Annotated in this window: 14 protein-coding genes; 12 read left to right on the forward strand and 2 right to left on the reverse strand. The window is 43.0% G+C overall.

The features are described 5' to 3' along the window. Positions 1-193: 193 nt before the first annotated feature. The 8 genes from pilW to ABFV72_RS00380 all read left to right on the forward strand — a co-directional run bounded on the left by pilW (position 194) and on the right by ABFV72_RS00380 (position 10,810). On the forward strand, positions 194-1,129 hold the full coding sequence (pilW, locus tag ABFV72_RS00345) for a type IV pilus biogenesis/stability protein PilW (RefSeq protein WP_347161741.1): 936 nt from the start codon (positions 194-196) through the stop codon (positions 1,127-1,129). Next, positions 1,126-1,938 carry a helix-turn-helix domain-containing protein gene (locus tag ABFV72_RS00350; RefSeq protein WP_102092029.1) on the forward strand — a complete coding sequence of 271 codons (813 nt, stop codon included), beginning with the start codon at positions 1,126-1,128 and terminating at the stop codon, positions 1,936-1,938. The genes pilW and ABFV72_RS00350 overlap by 4 nt, the downstream gene beginning before the upstream one ends. 158 nt (positions 1,939-2,096) lie before the next feature. Beyond that, complete coding sequence (gene ispG / locus ABFV72_RS00355; RefSeq protein WP_057759039.1) at positions 2,097-3,212, forward strand: flavodoxin-dependent (E)-4-hydroxy-3-methylbut-2-enyl-diphosphate synthase; 1,116 nt, start codon at positions 2,097-2,099, stop codon at positions 3,210-3,212. A 123-nt stretch (positions 3,213-3,335) separates the two neighbouring features. Then, a complete protein-coding gene (gene hisS / locus ABFV72_RS00360; RefSeq protein ID WP_347161743.1) occupies positions 3,336-4,625 on the forward strand; it encodes a histidine--tRNA ligase in 1,290 nt (429 codons plus the stop codon). A 69-nt stretch (positions 4,626-4,694) separates the two neighbouring features. After that, a complete protein-coding gene (locus ABFV72_RS00365; RefSeq protein WP_347161745.1) occupies positions 4,695-5,489 on the forward strand; it encodes a YfgM family protein in 795 nt (264 codons plus the stop codon). 126 nt (positions 5,490-5,615) lie between these two features. Then, positions 5,616-6,824 carry an outer membrane protein assembly factor BamB gene (bamB, locus tag ABFV72_RS00370; protein WP_347161746.1) on the forward strand — a complete coding sequence of 403 codons (1,209 nt, stop codon included), beginning with the start codon at positions 5,616-5,618 and terminating at the stop codon, positions 6,822-6,824. A 393-nt stretch (positions 6,825-7,217) separates the two neighbouring features. Beyond that, complete coding sequence (gene der / locus ABFV72_RS00375; protein ID WP_057759046.1) at positions 7,218-8,639, forward strand: ribosome biogenesis GTPase Der; 1,422 nt, start codon at positions 7,218-7,220, stop codon at positions 8,637-8,639. A 206-nt stretch (positions 8,640-8,845) separates the two neighbouring features. Beyond that, complete coding sequence (locus tag ABFV72_RS00380; RefSeq protein WP_347161748.1) at positions 8,846-10,810, forward strand: sensor histidine kinase; 1,965 nt, start codon at positions 8,846-8,848, stop codon at positions 10,808-10,810. 185 nt (positions 10,811-10,995) lie between these two features. Here the strand turns inward: ABFV72_RS00380 and ABFV72_RS00385 are convergent, their stop codons facing one another. Further along, positions 10,996-12,162 carry a D-alanyl-D-alanine carboxypeptidase family protein gene (locus ABFV72_RS00385; RefSeq protein ID WP_347161750.1) on the reverse strand — a complete coding sequence of 389 codons (1,167 nt, stop codon included), beginning with the start codon at positions 12,160-12,162 and terminating at the stop codon, positions 10,996-10,998. 500 nt (positions 12,163-12,662) lie between these two features. After that, positions 12,663-13,097, reverse strand: a complete 435-nt coding sequence (locus ABFV72_RS00390; protein WP_057759051.1) for an MCR_0457 family protein — start codon at positions 13,095-13,097, stop codon at positions 12,663-12,665. Between the two features lie 540 nt (positions 13,098-13,637). On the opposite strand from ABFV72_RS00390, the gene surE reads away from it, so the two are divergent. From surE to ABFV72_RS00410, 4 genes are all read left to right on the forward strand, one after another. Continuing rightward, complete coding sequence (gene surE, locus ABFV72_RS00395) at positions 13,638-14,456, forward strand: 5'/3'-nucleotidase SurE (RefSeq protein ID WP_347161752.1); 819 nt, start codon at positions 13,638-13,640, stop codon at positions 14,454-14,456. A 150-nt stretch (positions 14,457-14,606) separates the two neighbouring features. Continuing rightward, entirely contained in the window at positions 14,607-15,395 is a 789-nt protein-coding gene (locus ABFV72_RS00400) for a peptidoglycan DD-metalloendopeptidase family protein (protein WP_347161754.1), read from the forward strand. 69 nt (positions 15,396-15,464) lie between these two features. After that, positions 15,465-16,763, forward strand: coding sequence for a lytic murein transglycosylase (locus tag ABFV72_RS00405; RefSeq protein WP_347161755.1), 1,299 nt, complete (start codon positions 15,465-15,467; stop codon positions 16,761-16,763). Between the two features lie 406 nt (positions 16,764-17,169). Next, complete coding sequence (locus ABFV72_RS00410) at positions 17,170-18,465, forward strand: molybdopterin molybdotransferase MoeA (RefSeq protein WP_347161757.1); 1,296 nt, start codon at positions 17,170-17,172, stop codon at positions 18,463-18,465. Positions 18,466-18,575 lie beyond the last annotated feature (110 nt).

The raw sequence follows: 18,575 nt of genomic DNA on the forward strand, positions 1-18,575 counted from the left end.
AGCGCGATATCTGACTGGTATAGCGTTTTAGCTGTCTTTTGTCTATCGCAATGGTAAGAAAATGTAGCAATGACTGTCAAGATTGCAGAACGTGGCAATTAATAACAACTAAATTGTACTTATAGGGGTTAAATCTATTAAACTGAGGCCTCGAAGATCGAACGCATTGAATCCCAGTTTTATGATGGCGGCTATGATGACTTCTAAAAATTCTTGTCAGTTCAAATATCAAAAATCATTTTCTAAATTTTATAAGCAGTCGAGTATCAGTGCTGCCCAAACCGCTTTGCCAAAGCGTGCAGTACTGTCGGCAGTATTTGGCGTCCTTGTATTAAGTGGCTGTCAGACCACACCGACCAATGATTTGCTAGGTAACTCTCCTTATCAAACATCTACGCGCGCTAGCAATGATCGAAATTTAGATCAGCAGGAAATCGCCCGTGTGCGTACTTCGCTTGCCGCGCAATACATCCGAAAAAATGAGCTAGATACCGCGCAGCAGCAGCTCGAAAAAGCCTTTGCTGCCGATAGCCGTTATGCGCCAGCCTATGATATGATGGGCGTTTTGTTGCAGCAAGAAGGCAGCCGTATCAACCTAGCCAAAGCTGATGAATACTTCAAAAAAGCAATCGCACTAGATAAAGACTTTGTACAAGCACACAATAATTATGGCGTGTATCTGTCACAGACAAAGCGCTACCGTGAAGCAGCAGAACAGTTTGAGATTGCAGGGGCGACGCTAGGCTATGAAGGCCGTATTGGCGCGCTAGAAAACCTAGGCCGTACTTATCTGCAGTTAGGCGATAATAGTGCCGCTTCAAAAGCATTTTTACGGGCACTTGATGGCAATCGTAATAGCATCATTGCTCATATCGAACTGGTAGATTTGCTGCTCGACCAACAGCGTGTACCGCAGGCACAGAGACTGTATGATGAGACGCTGATATTGGTGCAGGGGCAGGGTGTTAGCCCGCGCTTGCTCTTACAAGGTATCAAGCTTGCAGCAGCACAAAATAATATAACAACGCGCCAGCAATTGGCACAGCAGCTTTTATCCGCTTATCCGCTAAGTGATGAAGCAAAACAACTTAAGACTTGGCTTAACAATCCAGAGGCTCCATGGAAATGATCACCCCATCATCTAACACTCAATCTAACGCTCAGGGATCATTTGGTGCCGTGTTGCAGCAAGCCCGTAAAAATAAGCAAGTAACTTTAGACGCAGCCGCGGCTGAGCTGTTTATTCTAAAGCGTCATCTAGAAGCGCTAGAAAGCGAAAACTTCGCTGAGCTACCACAGGCTGCGTTTGCTCGTGGTTTTGCGATTAACTATGCCAAATATCTGGGCTTAGATTCAGCAAAAATCGCTAGTAGCTTCGATGCCGCTTATCCCAATGAGCTAAAGGCCAAATCAGCCAGCAATATCGATACGCCACTGCGCCCAATGGGGACTTTGCAGCGTGATACTCACAACCGCATCCGCTTTAACCCGCTATTGATCATAGGCGTTATCGGATTGATTATCTTGGCGGTGTTCCTATTCCGTATGGTGAGTAACGCTAGCAAAGAAAACACCCAAGAGCCTGTATCAGCTGTTGAAGACATGTCAGCGATAGAGCAAGCCCAAGGTGCCGCCATCAATAGTGACGCGAGTGGCGTTGGTGCTTCTGGCTCTGCATTGAATCTAGGTGATGCTGCAGCAACGGCTAACCTAAACCTTGTATTGACAAGCGACGCTGTGGTTAGTATCACGGATGCTTCTGGAAACAGTCTGATAAATGGTTCTCAGTCTGCAGGTAACTATGACTTGTCAGGTATGCCACCGTTTAATGTGCAAATTGATAATATCGATAATGTTAGCTTGATGCTCAATCAACAACCAGTTGCGTTAGATACGTATGCAACAGATAAGCAAGCTACTTTTGAATTGACACCATAGTCAGTTGCATAAGCACCAAATTTGAATAAAGCACTCATATGTTTGGATGAAGCAGCCATGTGTTTGAATAAAGCGAATATGTGTTTGTCGATTTAGCTGGTTTATATTATATGTACAAAGGCCTAGGGCTTTTCTATTTTTGATTCAAGGATTTATGTATGTCAATGCCATCGCCTATTAATCGTCGTCTGACCAAAAAAATCTATGTCGGTGATGTCGCGGTTGGTGGTGATGCACCAATTAGCGTACAGAGCATGACCAACACTGACACCTGTGATGTAGCAGCGACTGTTGCCCAAATCGAGCGTTGTGTCGAAGCAGGTGCTGATTTGATGCGCGTATCAACGCCAACAATGGATACTGTCAAAGCTTTTGGCGAAATTCGTAAACTGGTAAGCGTGCCTTTGATCGCTGATGTGCATTTTGATCATAAAATCGCTTTGGCAGTCGCTGAAGCGGGCGCTGACTGTTTACGTATCAATCCTGGTAACATTGGTAGCGATGCCAAAGTACGTGAAGTGGTCGCTTGTGCCAAATATCATAACATCCCGATTCGTATTGGCGTCAACGCTGGCTCTTTAGAAAAAGACATCCAGCGTAAGTATACTGAGCCAACTGGCGAGGCAATGCTAGAGTCGGCAATGCGCCATATTGATATTTTAGAGCGTCTTAATTTTGACCAATATAAAGTATCTGTCAAAGCCAGCAACGTGTTTTTGACATTGGATGCTTATCGTTTAATATCAGCGCAAATTGATAATCCATTACATTTGGGCGTGACGGAAGCGGGTGTCTACCGTACGGGCGCTGTTAAATCTGCTATTGCGCTAGGTGGATTATTGCTAGATGGTATTGGCGATACTATTCGTATCTCGTTAGCCGCTGAGCCTGAAGAAGAGATTAAGATTGGTTTTGATATCTTAAAATCGCTTAATATTCGTTCGAATGGCGTAAACTTTATCGCCTGTCCAAGCTGCTCGCGTCAAGAGTTTGATGTAATTAAAGTAATGACAGCGTTAGAGTCGCGCCTAGAAGATATTCGTGAACCGATGAATCTATCTGTGATTGGGTGCAAGGTGAATGGTCCAGGAGAAGCAAAAGAGGCCGATATCGGTATCGTTGGTGCTGCCCCTAGATCATTGGTCTATCGTATGGGTGAAAAAAGCCACCTTATCGATACAGGCAATCTGGTCGATGAAATAGAAGGTATGGTTCGCGCCCATGCAGAAGACTTGGCAAAAAAACGTGAGAATGAAATCATTCGCGTAAAATAAGCCATAGAATAGATTAATACTTTAGGCTATACCGTCGCAGTGTCAATTAGATACGACGCTTATTTGAATATATAGATAACAATAATAGAATACCTGTTAAACATTTAAGGATACGACCGTACCATGATCAAAGCTATCAAAGGTTTTAATGATATTTTGCCTGACCAATCAGGAAAGTGGCTGCATTTAGAAGCGATATTGGCTGATGTACTTGGTAGGTACGGTTACGAGCATATTCGCTTGCCTATCGTTGAACAAACAGATCTTTTTGCCCGTGCTATTGGCGGCGCGACTGACATCGTCGAAAAAGAAATGTACAGCTTTACTGATAAATCTGAGCCACCAACGCCATTAGCGTTGCGTCCTGAAGGCACGGCTGGAGCAGTACGCGCAGTCATCGAGCATAACTTGCTACGCGGTGACACGCCCAAGCTTTGGTACATCGGTCCGATGTTCCGCTACGAGCGCCCGCAAAAAGGCCGCTATCGCCAGTTTCATCAGTTAGGTGTCGAGAGCTTCGGTAGTGCACTACCAGATGCTGATGCTGAGCTGATTGCGATGACTCATCTGATGTGGCAAGAGTTAGGCCTCAACAATGAGATGCGTTTGCAACTAAACAGTTTGGGTGAGCTGGATGAGCGCTATGCTTATCGCGAAGCATTGGTTACTTATTTGACTGATAAAAAAGACCAGCTAGACGAAGACAGCAAACGTCGCCTAACGACTAACCCTTTACGTATCTTGGATAGTAAAGAGGCGAGCACGCAAGCAGTATTGGCAGATGCGCCAAAGCTTGCTGACTTCTTGGGTGAAGAGAGTGTGGCGCATTTTGAGCAGGTCAAAGCCTATCTGACTGCGCTTAATATCGATTTTGAAATCAATCCGCACTTAGTACGTGGCCTTGATTATTACAATAAAACGGTATTTGAGTGGGTAACAGATAAGCTTGGAAGCCAAGCTACCGTTTGTGCTGGTGGTCGTTATGACGGGCTAGTAGGGCAATTAAAATCAATCGGTACAGATGGCAGTAAACCAGTAAAATCTGAGCCTGGTGTTGGTTTTGCGATGGGGCTTGAGCGTTTATTGCTACTCATAGAAGCGGTTGCGCCGATTGCTGACATACCTGCTTGTGATGTATTCGTGGTGGCCCATCCTGAGGTATATAGTGCTGGTATAAGCTATGCACAGAACTTGCGTCACAGTCGTCCAGATGTACGAGTAAAGATGGCCAGTGCCACGAGTCTAAAAGCGCAAATGAAAAAGGCGGACAAGTCAGGCGCGGCATTGACAGTCATCATCGCACAGCAAGAGTTGGATGATAATACGATTAGTATTAAAGATATGCAGACAGGTGAGCAAAAGACGGTCGCACAAGATTGGCTATCAAATAAAGATAACTTCTCTCGTCGCTAATCGACTTTGACTAATCAGATTTGTTTGTCGCACCAGCAATTTAATGTAAATTTTATCAGGTAAATATATATGGCTCTGACACCTAATTCGCCGAATGCAGATAACTCCATGCAAGCGCTAAAGCAATATGGTAGTTATATCGTCACTGCGATTTTGTTAGCACTGGCCGCTTACTTTGGTTGGACATACTGGCAAAACAACCATGCGCGAGTAGATACCGTTGCCGCCGATCAATATGCTGATATTCAGCAGCTAAATGAAGAGGTTAAATTGGCCTCGCAAAACCCAGATTTAGAGGCAGAGGCTCAAGAAGCACTTACCCAAAGTCGTGGCCAGCTAGACAAAGATATTGATACTTTGGTCAGCACGCACGGTGAGTCGGTTTATGCATGGCAAGCGCTAATGATAAAAGCACGTCAACAAGTAGACAATGATGACTTTGCAGCAGCGACTGAGACATTCAAAAAAGCATTGGCCATTGATTTGGGTGATGCTGGTCTAGAAGCGATTACTCGTTTACGCTATGCAAAAACATTATTGGCCGCAGGTGATACAGATGCTGCACTATCAGAAGCAAATAATGATATGCCAAGCTCGTTTGAAGCAAGTCAGCAGGAGCTACTAGGGGATATTTACTTAGCGCAAGACAATAAAGATTCAGCAATTAAATCTTATAGCAATGCGTGGGAGCTATTACGTAGCCGTCAAGAAACGCGTGCAGTATTGGCATTAAAGATGGAAAGCTTAGGTATCACGGCTGAGCCGATTGCTGAGCAAACCAGTCTTATTCAAGAGCCATCTGCTCCTGAGCCGTCGCTAGTGATGGATACCTCGAATGAAGTCACTGTCGAAGCAGGGCAGTAAGTCAGTAGGATAGTATTGAAAGTTGGTAATCATCCAAAGCTCTTTTTTAATATAACCTAATGATTACTAATTTGCTGTTGGCCAATTTACCAATTAATAATAATTTATCTGTAGTGAGAACATACAATGACTCAATCTATTCGCTCTAGCAAAATGTTAAACACCAAGACTATCAAAAAGACAGTTATGCATGTGGCCGTACTGGCAGTAATGAGCACGGCAGTGATTGGATGTAATCGCGGTATTAAGCCGGTCGTTAATGACCCGGTAAAATTGGTACAAATCGCTCAGCCGATTATCGTACTACAACCCGTATTTAGTACCGATGTTGGCAACAAAAAAGCCAGCAAAAAGGATCCGTTAGATTTGCAAGTTGGCTATGCTAATGGTCAAATCGTTACTGCATCACGCGGTGGTGAGCTGTCAGGGTTTAATAGTGCAGGCGAGCGTGTATGGTCAATCAATGTTGACGACCAAATCACCGGCGGTGTTGCAGTAGACGCATTAAGTCAGACAGCTATTGTTAGTACTCGTGGTGGCAAGGTCATGGCGTTTGATAGCACGACTGGTGCAAAGCGTTGGCAGCAGCAGTTGTCAGGTTCGGTGTTGACACCAGCACTGATTACTAATAATCGTGTGGTATTATCAGCGAATGATGGTTTCTTACATGGTCTGTCGCTGCAAACTGGACAGTCAGTATGGCAGTTCGCAACTCAAGTACCTGTTATCAGCGTTCGCGGTAGCGCTGCGCCAACTTTATTAGACAATGAGACGGCACTTTTGGCGACAGCTGATGGTCGTTTGCATGCAATTACTGTTGATAACGGTCTTCCGCTATGGTCAAGACGTGTTGGCGTAGGCGCTGGTAGTAGTGAAGTTGAGCGTATGAGCGATGTCGATGGCAAACCTATCGTAGATAAAAATCAGTTATTTGCGATCAGCTATAGTGGTCAGCTATTAGGTATTGATTTGGCCTCACGTCAGGTGATGTTCGTCAATGAAATTGCGAGTCTCAAATCACTGGCGGTAAATCCTCAGCAAGTCATTGCTACCAGTCTAGATGGCAAAGTAGTTGCTTATGATCGCAACAGTGGCGAGACGCTATGGGAAAGTGACGAACTGGCTTATCGTGATCTTACCAATCCTGTGATGATTGGCAACTATATCGCCATTGGTGATTTCGATGGCGTAGTGCATTTGTTTGATCCTGCTACGGGTAGCATCGTTAGTCGTGTAGAGACAAAAGGTGCGTTGACCAACTTGCAAGTTCAAGGTAGCCGTTTAATGACTCAAAGTACGTCAGGACAAGTTGCTATCTGGCAGTTATTACGCTAATAGCTATACGGATAGGTGCTTATCGGTGATTAACGAAGTGTAATATTTCACTATAGCCCTTAAGCCTATTCTTGATTATCATTTATAAAACACAAACGCTGCTTAGTCAGCGTTTAGTGCCTTGTGTAAATTGCTTGTTTAAACACAGGCTTTCGCGTACTCTATGCGACCGATGTGCTATCCATATATACTACTTATTTATGTATAATAGGTATAATGAAGCCATCCTATATACTATTTTTAATCGTAAAATAGCCATCTATTATTTTTGCTATTGTTCTATCATTCATTTTAATTCACGGTCAATTGCAGCATATCTATTACTATTGTTATGTCACTGGTTATAAGAATAACTGTACTGCCCGTCATTGTGCCTTTCACTGAGAGTAACCCATGAGTATCAAGCCTGTGGTCGCCTTAATTGGTCGTCCAAACGTCGGTAAATCCACCTTATTTAATCAGTTCACAAAAAGTCGGCAGGCATTGGTCGCTGACCTTTCAGGATTGACTCGTGACCGTCAGTACGGTGATGCAACTTATGAAGACAAATCCTTTATCGTTGTAGATACGGGTGGTATCGGTGAAGCTGATGACGGTAGCGGTAATATTGATGACTATATGTCTGAGCAGTCGCATACAGCAATCCATGAAGCAGATATCATCGTATTCGTCGTTGACGCTCGTGCCGGCATGATTGGCGCTGACGCTGAAATTGGTAAATTTTTGCATACGTTAGGCAAGCCTGTCTATGTTGTTGCCAATAAAGTCGACGGTGTACATGATGCAGCACCTGCTGAGTTTTATGCACTAGGATTGGGCGAGCCGTATCCGATGGCAGCCAGTCATGGTCGCGGTGTGGGCAATTTGCTTGAAGTGCTAACGGCTGATATGCCTGAGCAAGAAAACATAGTAGAGCCAAGAGGCTTGAAGCTTGCCATTATTGGTCGTCCAAACGTGGGTAAATCGACGCTCGTCAACCGCCTGCTTGGCGAAGACCGAGTAGTGGTGTTCGATATGCCAGGCACAACGCGTGATAGTATTTATATTCCTTATCAGCGTGAAGGTCGCGACTATGTTTTGATCGACACTGCTGGTGTACGTCGCCGCGGTAAAATCGATGAAAAAGTAGAAAAATTCTCTGTCATTAAGACCTTGCAAGCGATTGAAGATTCTAACGTAACTGTGATTGTTATTGATGCTCACGAAGGTATCGTGGATCAAGATTTGCATATGATTGGTTATGCGCTTGACGCTGGACGAGCGTTAGTCGTTGCGATCAACAAATGGGATGGTCTAACACAAGATCAAAGAGACTATATCAAGCTTGAAATGGATCGCCGTTTTAGCTTTATTCCTTATGTAAAAATACATTTGATTTCAGCACTGCATGGTACAGGTGTCGGTAATTTATATCCGTCTATTTTACGTGCGTATAAATCTTCGATGTTTGAAGTATCGACCAACCGTTTGACTCAGATTTTACAAGATGCGGTAACGGCCAATCCGCCACCGACCGTTGCCGGTCGTCGTATCAAGTTACGTTATGCGCATATTGGTGGCCACAATCCACCCGTTATTGTTATTCATGGTAACCAAACCAGTGCGCTTCCTAAGAGCTATCAACGTTATCTAGAGAACCAATTCCGTCAAGTGTTTAAGCTAGAAGGCACACCGCTTAACGTTATCTTGAAGCAAAACGACAATCCATATGCGAATAAGAGCGACACACCGACTAAGGCAAAAGCTCAGCAATTGCGCCAGCGTGAGCGTAATCGATCACAGAAATTTACTACCAAAGATAAAAAGCCTCGTTAATCCTCGTATTTTAGGCTTTATATCTTTAGCTTTATGATTAATGTCATCGCGTTCGATAGCGCGATGACATTTTTCTATTAATACGCTATAGTTTGGGCCTATAAATAGCTGTCTCAATGCTTCAAAAATACTCAAATGTTTTACTTATCACATCTTTAAAATACCTGTACTATAAATGAAAGCTGCCCGCGACTCAGTAGAGTGATATGAACAACCGTTCGTTTCAAACCATACCCGTACTTATCTGGCGTTCTGTCATACAAGCTGTCGTATTGGCAGTGCTGGCAGGTTTTTTATTGCCTTTTCTTTATGGTTTAGTGCATCACTATCAAGAAAAAGAACAGCATATTCAACAATTGGCATCGCTACTAACGACTAGCGCATCGACCGCAGATGGCGCAGATGTCGTAGCCGAACAAGTTAATATCTTGTTAGAAAATGAGCCGACTATTCAAAGTATTGTTTTCTATTCCACTTCTGAGCCAATTGAGGATATAGACCAGTCGCTTGCTGATTGGAAAAATGCTTTATTTGCGCATACGGTCAGTTTCAACTATCCGGTGATTAGTAAAGACCTCGATGCCAGTATTGTGGCGTTCAATAAGTCCGATTCTAATCAACAGTTAGCACTGACTTTATCAAACATTATGAGCGAATCGTCAGCGCCAGATAAGGCGACTGATACAGTTACCGAAAATAGCACATTGATTGGTTATATTAATATTACGATGGACGTAGAATTGCTACGTTTACATTGGTTCCAAAATATCCTGTGGTTATGGCTAACAACAGTGGTACTGATTGTTATGTTTGCCTTATACATTTTTAGGAAGCTTAATTGGCCAGTCAGAGATATCGAAACATTGACCGATGTTTGTGACATTGTCATAGACAACGCAAATCTAGAGCAACTGCCAGTCATCCCGCAACAATTCAATTTCCAAGAACTGACCCAAATCAAAAAAGCATTAATTGTGTTATTTAATCGTTTACAAGAAGCGAGGCAAGGTTATGAAACCCTTGCGGCCTTTGAACAGCAATTACACAATAAAGATGTATCACTTGATGTGCAATTGCATAATTTTCAAAGCATGATTTCTCATGAATTAAAAACGTCGTTGAATGCAATTGTAGGTGGTTTACAACTATTAGATCATGAGGCTCTAAACAGAGAGCAAAAAGACGCGGTAGAGATTATCAGTAGTGGTAGTGATAAATTGGTATTGTCGTTAGATCATATTATACAGCTGAACCAGATCCAAAAAGGCCAGATAAGAATTCATAAAAATGAGTTTAACCCATTACAGCTAATCGCTGATCTGCTAGCTAAGTTTGAAAATACGGCTACTCAAAAAGGGCTAGAGCTGGTTAGTAATATTCATCATATAGACTATAGCCTATACGGTGACTCAGAGAAGATACATCAGATACTATCGATACTGCTTAATAATGCGATTAAGTTCACGCCTGTTGGAAAAGTTACGATTACGTCGCAACTGACACATTTTAATAAGAGTAATCGCTGGCAGATTAGTGTGAAAGATACGGGCATTGGTATCGATAATGAGCACCTAGACGATATATTTAACCCATTCTTTCAGGTGGATTCGTCGCAAACTCGCCAGTATGAAGGCTCAGGGGTTGGCTTGCCAATCGTTAGACAAATGGCGCAGCTTATGGGTGCTACTATAGATGTGGATAGTGTGCTTGGCGTAGGTACACAGTTTACGCTGACCATAGCGATGCCCAATCAACAGCAATCAAAACAGCAGCGCTTATTGTCTGGCCTAACGATTATTTATTATTACTATCACGAGACAGGCTCCTTGTTAGAGGAACTGGAATACCTAGGGGCTACGATTATTTGTCGCCAAGGTAACCAGCTTGTCGTAGAGGAGATGCGTAAGCAGAAAGTTGACATGGTAATGTTTGCTGAAGATGTTTTCCCAGAAAAAGCTGAGATGCTGGCCAAACGCATTCGTCAGTATGAAAGCGATGTGGGCAGTAAGAGCGAGCATCGGGCGTTATTGGTATATTGGTATCCGCAGCATCGGGCGCGCTATGTAGACAGTTTTGAGTATGGTTTAAAAGCAGCTGGCATTGACTATTGTCATATTGCTACTTATAAAGACAAAGCGTTAAGCGACCTATTAAAACAATGGTTGGTTTAGACGTAGTACGGTTCTATTAAATCCGTGTTCCTAGTTAGGTTTATTTTACTAGGTAGCATTTTTCATATTTTTTACTATCGAAGCACTGTTGAATTAAAGTAAGCATAAAAAGAAAAAAGACGCCCATTTTGAGGCGTCTTTTTTTTAAACAGTTTTTAGCTAGAATTGCTTTTTAAAGGTTTCTCTTAGAGAAGATTCTTTACCCAGCGCACGATATGTTCCCACGTACGGCTCATAAAGCCAGACTGTTCGATATCATTGGTTGCGATAATTGGAACTGAGGCTACCGCTTTACCATCGATTACAGCCATCATTTTACCAACTTCTTGACCTTTCTTGATCGGTGCTTCTAAGCTCTCAGGAATGTCGACCACTGTGGTGATTTTGTTTTTCTGTGTTTTGCTGGTTAGAATTTGCAAGTTGTCGCCAGTTGCCAGTTCTACCTCTTCAGCTTCTCCAAACCATACTGGAAGCTTACTAACGAACTGTCCAGTAGGTGCTTTAGTAACCGTTGTAAAGTGACCGAAACCCCAGTTAAGTAGTTCGCGTGACTGATCGGCGCGAGCCTGTTGGCTCTTGGTACCCATAATGACAGAGATTAGGCGCATGCCTTCGCGGTTGCTTGATGCTACTAAGCAGTAGCCTGCCGCATCAGTGTGGCCCGTTTTTAGGCCATCAACGGTTGGGTCAGTAATCAGCAGAGCATTACGGTTACCTTGGGTAATACCGTTATAAGTAAACTCTTTTTCTGCGTAGATACTATAGTAGTCGCCGCTGTTTTTGATAATAGCGCGCGCAAGTTTAGACAAATCCAAAGCAGATGCTAAATGACCTTCATCAGGCATACCAGTAGCATTGACAAAGTTAGAGTTCTCCATGCCAATTTTTTGCGCTTGTTCGTTCATCAAGATCGCAAACGAGGCTTCGCTGCCAGCAATATGTTCAGCCATGGCTTTTGATGCATCATTACCTGATTGAATGATAATACCGCGTAGCATATCGATGACGCTGGCGGTTTTGTTCACAGGTACATACATACAAGATTGGCTGCTGCTACCACGGCACCACGCGTTTGGGCTCATCAACACCTGTTCATCTTCTTTCAGGTCGCCTGATGCTAAGCGTTGCTCAATGATATAACTGGTCATCATCTTAGTCAGAGATGCTGGCGGCAGTGCCTCATTGGCGTTCTTTTGAGCCAAAATTTCGCCAGTGTTATAGTCCATCAACACATAGGCAGTATTGTCCATTTCAGGTGGTTGAATGGCTGCGTTTGCCACTACTGCACTCATCGAGATACTTACACCAACTACCAGCTGTATCAGCTGATTTTTTACACGCTTTACTGTCATATATCATTACACCGCATCATGGAACCAAATGTATCTATCGCTTATGTTTTGTACCTATTTCCATACATTATTTCAAGCAGCATGTCTTAAATGCAGTGTTTAAAATAATGTATCGACGAAAATAGTAACGCCTACACAATAGACATAAAATTAACGCCTTATCTTAGCAAAATGACTACCGATGGGGAATCAATAAATACAAAAATAAGGCAAGTTTGAAAAGAAAAATGAAGGCCTATCATATATTTGTTCTGACTATCATCTGACCAGTCTCTGTAATAAAAATTCAACGCTCACAAAAAAGCCTGCTGCACTGCTTGTGAATAACAAGTAAAGTGACAGCAAGCTTTGATGCTACAGATATCTAAACAATCAGTTGATAAACTTTGCTTAACCGATGTTATAAAGAGTACATAGCTTTTATTTTATTATCATTAATAGCAATATTATTAACACATTAAGCAGGTGACGCTAGTCATTGAATTAAACTAGCTAGTTGTCTAATAATCTGCGTTTGCCAAATCTTCACATAGTGCTTTGTTTTCTTGCTTTGAGAATCCCATCGTCCAACTACGAATACCTTGTAGTATCTGGCGATAGTCTTGCTGTGTAGATAAGTATTGAATAGCTGCTTTTGGATCTTCTAGAGAAGGCATTAGCTCATGCAGCTGCACAGTGTACGACTTATAGAACCGCTGTTTTTGCTTACCATTTAGCATTGGTGGGCATATCTCTGATAGTACCTGCATCACCGCAATTTCGTGCTTAGTAATGTTAATGCCAGACATGTCTAGCGGAATGGTAGTGCCAGAGTTATTCGCAGCATTAGAAGCTTGAGACAGCATAGCAACAGACGTTATCAGTCCTGCAATCCCAACTTTTGAGGCAGTATTTGCTATCACAGAAGCTATAGATAATATCGATTGTTTATTCATTCAGTATTACACTCGCTCGTCTTTATTTAATGGTCATATGTTAATCGGTAAAAAAACAAAAGTCACATAAAATATTGATTTATGTGTAGATATCTTGTGAGCCAAAACCATTTTTTAGCAACATATCAGTAGCATACCCTAATGACGTTACTTCAGTATCAGTACATCGGTTTGTATTGTTGTGGGGTGTTGCTTATTGTAACGCGATGCTTAATCTACTGGTTGTCATCCGTTCTATAAAAATATTTGTCACGCTATTTTCCTCATATAATCATTAGTATAAGAAGAACATGATACTTTGCTAACGACAGGGTTCGTGTCTTTATATTATTCAGTTATAATCGCCCAGCTATCAAAATGATACTTTTTCACTAGACTGAGGCGTCATGTCGTTGGAGAATTAGAGTATCATGTTTTCATTTTAGATATGGGCATCGTATTTTTATGCCATATCTTGAACAGATATGCCACGATAGCAGAATTACTGAATAGAGATGTAGAAAGACAGATAATAAAATATTAACCACATACTGAGCAGAAATGAGATTTTTAATTAGTAATGATGACGGTGTGTATGCGCCAGGATTATTGGCACTATTTCAGGCGTTAACGACTATCGGCGAAGTGGTGGTCGTCGCTCCCAACGATGAACAAAGCGGCTATGCCAGCGCGCTGAGTGTCTCAAGACCACTGCACACGCATCAGTTGCCTTCTGGATTTGTAGCGGTAAATGGTTCACCAGCTGATTGTGTTTATCTAGCAATCCATGAGTTGTATCGTGATACTGACTTTGACTGCGTGATTACAGGCATTAATTCAGGGGCTAACTTGGGACAAGATGTGATGTTCTCTGGTACGTTCGGTGCTGCATTGACTGCGCAACTATCTGGTATCCCTGCTATAGCAACGTCTTTGGTAGGCGGAGGTGTCAAAAACGGCGGGCAAGAATCAGCCAGTGATTATCAAGTGGCCGCACATGAAATCGTCAAACTGCTTACTGAGACTTCGATTTTAGAGATGCTCAAAAGTTTGCCCTATCATGTATTAAACGTTAATATTCCTGATGTGCAGCATGCTGATGATATCAAGGGTCGAAAAATAACCTCGCTAGGCCATAAGCAGGCTGCTCAGCCAGTACGCCATATGATAGATCCACGCGGCCGAGATGCATATTGGTTGTCTCTACGAAAAGGTAAAAATGAGCGACCACTAGAGACATCAATCGATGCGGTACAAGCGAAGCAGGATGTGATGACCGATTATCAAGCCGTAGCGGCAGGGTATGTCAGTTTATCACCAGTACGCCTACATCATACGCCAATGGCATTGGTGGATAGATTATCAACACTCGCGCTATAAATTCTATAAGATATAATCCATACCGGCTTATTAAACACTGACGTGTTATGAGAATATCAGAAGACTCTTGTATGACATTAAGATGTATGGCATTAAGATCTTTTGAATGATTAAACAATGAATGAGCAACACAAAGAATAGGAACCTTGTATGAAAAAAATCATAGCTGGATCGCACCTTGTCAAAGCCGCTTTGATTGGCACTATGGCAGTCGCTACTCTATCTGTCGTCGGCTGTGCAACGAAGCCTACCTATCAATCAGCAAATCAAGCAGGTCCTAAGATTATTACTAACGCGCAAGGCGTCCCTAACTATCACCGTGTACAACGCGGCGATACGGTCAGCCAGATTGCAGCGCGCTATCGTCTGAACTACCGCCAAATCGGAGCGATGAACAATCTAGATAGTAAATACACCATCTATAGTGGGCAATGGCTCAAGCTATGGCAAGGCAATGCGGCAACCACTGCAAGTAACAATAGCTACAGTGCCCCAGTTCAATCACAGCCAACTTATACGCCACCTGTGACCCAATCTCAAATACCAGCTTATGAAGCCACTGCCAACTCGACCTCTGGTTATGATTATCCTACGCGCAACCCAGTAACTCGTAACATTGACCCTGCTGCAGGCAATATGGGAATGTGGTTTGCAGGCAAGATTGGTGATCCAGTACTTGCCAGCCAATCAGGAACTGTGCTTTACTCAGGCAACGGTCTGCCAGAGTATGGCAATCTAATTATGATTCGTCATAGTGATAACTATATTACAGCCTACGCGCACAATAGCCAATTATTGGTGCAAGAGGGTGATACAGTACAGCGTGGTCAACGTATTGCCAGTATGGGCAGCAGTGGTCAGACCAATGAGGTAGGCTTAGAGTTTCAAGTTCGCTTAAATGGTAATCCTATTGACCCACGTAGCGTACTTGGGCGTTAGACTTAAATAATAGCTACGGATAGCTTGGCCACTGTGCGCCATTTTATTTATTCATGTTTGAGATTTTTTATGAGATTAAAAAAGCAATACCTCACCTTTGTGCCAGCATTAGTGATGGTCGGGTGTACAAGCCAGCAGGCAATGCAAAGTAAGCCTGTTCGTCAAGGCGGCGTTGAGATTACTCAAACTCAAACCGTTCAGGTCAAACCAACACCTGCGCCAGTCGTAAAACCGCAGCCTGCGCCAAAGCCTAGCTACAGTAGCTTTTCTGATTGGAAGTCAGACTTTTCTATGCGTGCAATATCATCAGGCTATGATGCCCAAGTGATTGGTCGATTGCTTGACTCTGCTTATCTAAATCAGCAAGTCATCTCATTAGATTCAGGTCAGCCCGAGTTTTCTAAGATGCCATGGGAATACGTAGATTCTGCGGTATCAAGTGGACGCGTCAGTGTAGGTAAACGCAAATTTGCTGAGCAGCGTGCTTATTTGTCTCAGCTAGAGTCTCAGTATGGAGTTAATGCAGAGATTATCGCTGCGATATGGGGTATGGAGTCATCGTACGGTGCTGTAACCGGCAATAGCGATTTACCAAGTTCGCTTGCCAGCCTTGCCTATGATGGTCGTCGTCAAGAATTCGCTGAAACGCAGTTGCTATCGTTAGCGACCTTGCTACAACGCGGTGACGTATCATGGTCACAGCTGGATGGTTCTTGGGCAGGCGGTATGGGACAAACCCAGTTTATCCCTGAGACTTGGCTCAAACAAGGGGTTGATGGTGATGGTAATGGACATCGTAATCCTTGGGCGACTGGTGATGCGCTAGCCTCGACGGCCAACTATCTTAGTAACTCAGGTTGGGTTCGTGGCTTAGCACCGTTTTATGAAGCAACTGTGCCAGCCTCGTTTGATTACTCAGTGGTTGGTAGTAAGCAACCTGCCGCTAGATGGGCTGCGATGGGTGTCGATACGATAGCTGACGTTTACTTAGATGCCAATACTCAGATGGAGCTATGGTTACCCGCTGGTAAAGACGGTCCAGTATTATTGCTAAGTCCAAACTTTGATGTGATTAAAGTCTATAACAACTCATCAAGCTATGCGCTGGGTGTTAGTCTGCTAGGCAAAACGATTAATGGACAAAGCGGTTTGCAAAAGTCTTGGCCTCGTTATGAGCGTCCATTATCGACCACGCAAGTGACTAACTTACAACGTCGCTTGACTAGTATGGGTTACGATACCAAAGGCGCTGATGGTATCGTGGGCACCAATACTCGCACGGCATTCCAGCGCTGGCAAGCAGATAACGGCCAAACGCCAGACGGATTCATTACTCAAAACAGTGCGTCTTCATTGGCTGGATGGTGAGGTAAACTGACGGTGTTTATACACTGTATAAAAGTGGCTCTTTTTAATCGTACTTAGCCATTATGAATTAGCCATTAGCCAACAAACGATAACTTACTTTGTTCTACAAAAAGCACCTTGCCAAGGTGCTTTTTTTGTCTCAATCTATGTCTGATTTTGCTGACATCTTTAACACCACGGACAATGCAATAAATATCAAATATTAAGACCAGTGTAATCTGGCTTTATTCAAAACTTATCAGGACAAGGTTAATACAAGAAAGTTGATACTTTGAATGATAGACTCTAGATAATGTATTTTTTAAAGATGACTTTGACTCATAGTGTTTAGTGACATTTTTTAACGACCATTTTTAATAACAGTTTCGATTATAAATAATTAGAACGACAGAAAGAGCGTGACCTTATGATTACCATGGAAGAATTACAAGCTGCGATACAGCAACGGATAGATAGTTATCATATTACTGACTTTCCGCTACAAAAAAGAGCTGTCAACACTCTAGAGTTGTTAGACAGCCTAAACCATATATTGGCTCAAGATATTGCTTCACCCTTTGATGTGCCGCGACAAAACCTGTCTGCAATGGATGGCTATGCGATTGTCAAAGGTAGTGAGTTATCAGAAAACAGTACTATCGAAATTATTGGCGAGTCGCAAGCTGGCAATGCTTATACTGGTGAGACAGCGTCAGGGCAAGGGGTGCGGATTTTTACTGGTGCAGTCGTGCCAGATTGCTGTGATACGGTCATTATGCAAGAGAATACAAATTTTGCAGATATCAAAGCGACCGTTGATAAATCTCGACCTTACGACATCAAGCTTACACAAACGGCCAAAGTTGACAGTAATATCCGCTCACAAGGCGAAGAGATTGAGTCTGGCGAAGCCGTATTAAAAATCGGTAAACGCCTTAATCCTGCAGATATTAGCTTACTTGCCAACCTTGGTATTAGCCAAGTGAACGTGTTCCAACCGCTCGTTGTAGGCGTGTTGGCAACAGGTGATGAGCTCGTGGCTATTGGTAATGAGTTACAAAGCCTAGCCCAAATATATAACTCGAATACCCCAACGCTCAAAAGCCTACTGTCAGATTTGCCTATCACTATTCGTGATTATGGCATTATCCCTGATAACCTAGAGCAGACAACTATCGCAGTTAATGAGGCTATGCAGGACTGTGATGTACTGATATCGACTGCAGGTGTCTCTGTTGGTGACTATGATTTTTTGACCACTGTGATCGAAACATTAGGTCAGATTAACCATTATAAAGTGGCGATGAAGCCTGGTAAGCCTTTTGTATTTGGTGAATTGAATAAAAATCTCGATAAGCCAGTACTGTATTTTGGCCTACCGGGCAATCCGCTCTCTACGGTTGTGGGTACGTTACAGTTTGTGATACCTGCATTGTGGCAAATGTCAGGTGCTAGCGTGTCAGAGCAGCCGATGCCGCTAACGATCAAAGCCAAACTTATCAGTGATATCAGAAAATCTCCCGGCCGCAAAGACTTTCAGCGTGGCGTATTGTCACGAGACGATACAGGTCATTATCAAGTTGAGTGTTTCTCAAGACAGCAGTCACATAGAATCAAACAGTTGAGCCGCGCCAATTGCTTTATTGTATTGGACAAAGACAGTGGGAACGTAGCAGCTGGTAATGACGTCGTTGTACAACCGTTTCCTTGGCTACATCGCTAATTCATCGTTTGCCAATTTATTGTAAGGTTGTCATACAATGCTAGAGAGTAACCTTACACTGGTATGCTAAACACGAATAACAAAGTAGTGCTTATAGTAAGCAGTACTGA

Source organism: Psychrobacter proteolyticus, assembly GCF_039762275.1.
In the GTDB taxonomy this organism is placed as follows: Bacteria; Pseudomonadota; Gammaproteobacteria; order Pseudomonadales; family Moraxellaceae; genus Psychrobacter; species Psychrobacter proteolyticus_C.

Coding starts and splice junctions, on each gene's coding strand:
- pilW (WP_347161741.1), top strand. CDS start 194: ATGATGACTTCTAAAAATTCTTGTCAGTTCAAATATCAAAAATCATTT.
- ABFV72_RS00350 (WP_102092029.1), top strand. CDS start 1,126: ATGATCACCCCATCATCTAACACTCAATCTAACGCTCAGGGATCATTT.
- ispG (WP_057759039.1), top strand. CDS start 2,097: ATGTCAATGCCATCGCCTATTAATCGTCGTCTGACCAAAAAAATCTAT.
- hisS (WP_347161743.1), top strand. CDS start 3,336: ATGATCAAAGCTATCAAAGGTTTTAATGATATTTTGCCTGACCAATCA.
- ABFV72_RS00365 (WP_347161745.1), top strand. CDS start 4,695: ATGGCTCTGACACCTAATTCGCCGAATGCAGATAACTCCATGCAAGCG.
- bamB (WP_347161746.1), top strand. CDS start 5,616: ATGACTCAATCTATTCGCTCTAGCAAAATGTTAAACACCAAGACTATC.
- der (WP_057759046.1), top strand. CDS start 7,218: ATGAGTATCAAGCCTGTGGTCGCCTTAATTGGTCGTCCAAACGTCGGT.
- ABFV72_RS00380 (WP_347161748.1), top strand. CDS start 8,846: ATGAACAACCGTTCGTTTCAAACCATACCCGTACTTATCTGGCGTTCT.
- ABFV72_RS00385 (WP_347161750.1), bottom strand. CDS start 12,162: ATGACAGTAAAGCGTGTAAAAAATCAGCTGATACAGCTGGTAGTTGGT.
- ABFV72_RS00390 (WP_057759051.1), bottom strand. CDS start 13,097: ATGAATAAACAATCGATATTATCTATAGCTTCTGTGATAGCAAATACT.
- surE (WP_347161752.1), top strand. CDS start 13,638: ATGAGATTTTTAATTAGTAATGATGACGGTGTGTATGCGCCAGGATTA.
- ABFV72_RS00400 (WP_347161754.1), top strand. CDS start 14,607: ATGAAAAAAATCATAGCTGGATCGCACCTTGTCAAAGCCGCTTTGATT.
- ABFV72_RS00405 (WP_347161755.1), top strand. CDS start 15,465: ATGAGATTAAAAAAGCAATACCTCACCTTTGTGCCAGCATTAGTGATG.
- ABFV72_RS00410 (WP_347161757.1), top strand. CDS start 17,170: ATGATTACCATGGAAGAATTACAAGCTGCGATACAGCAACGGATAGAT.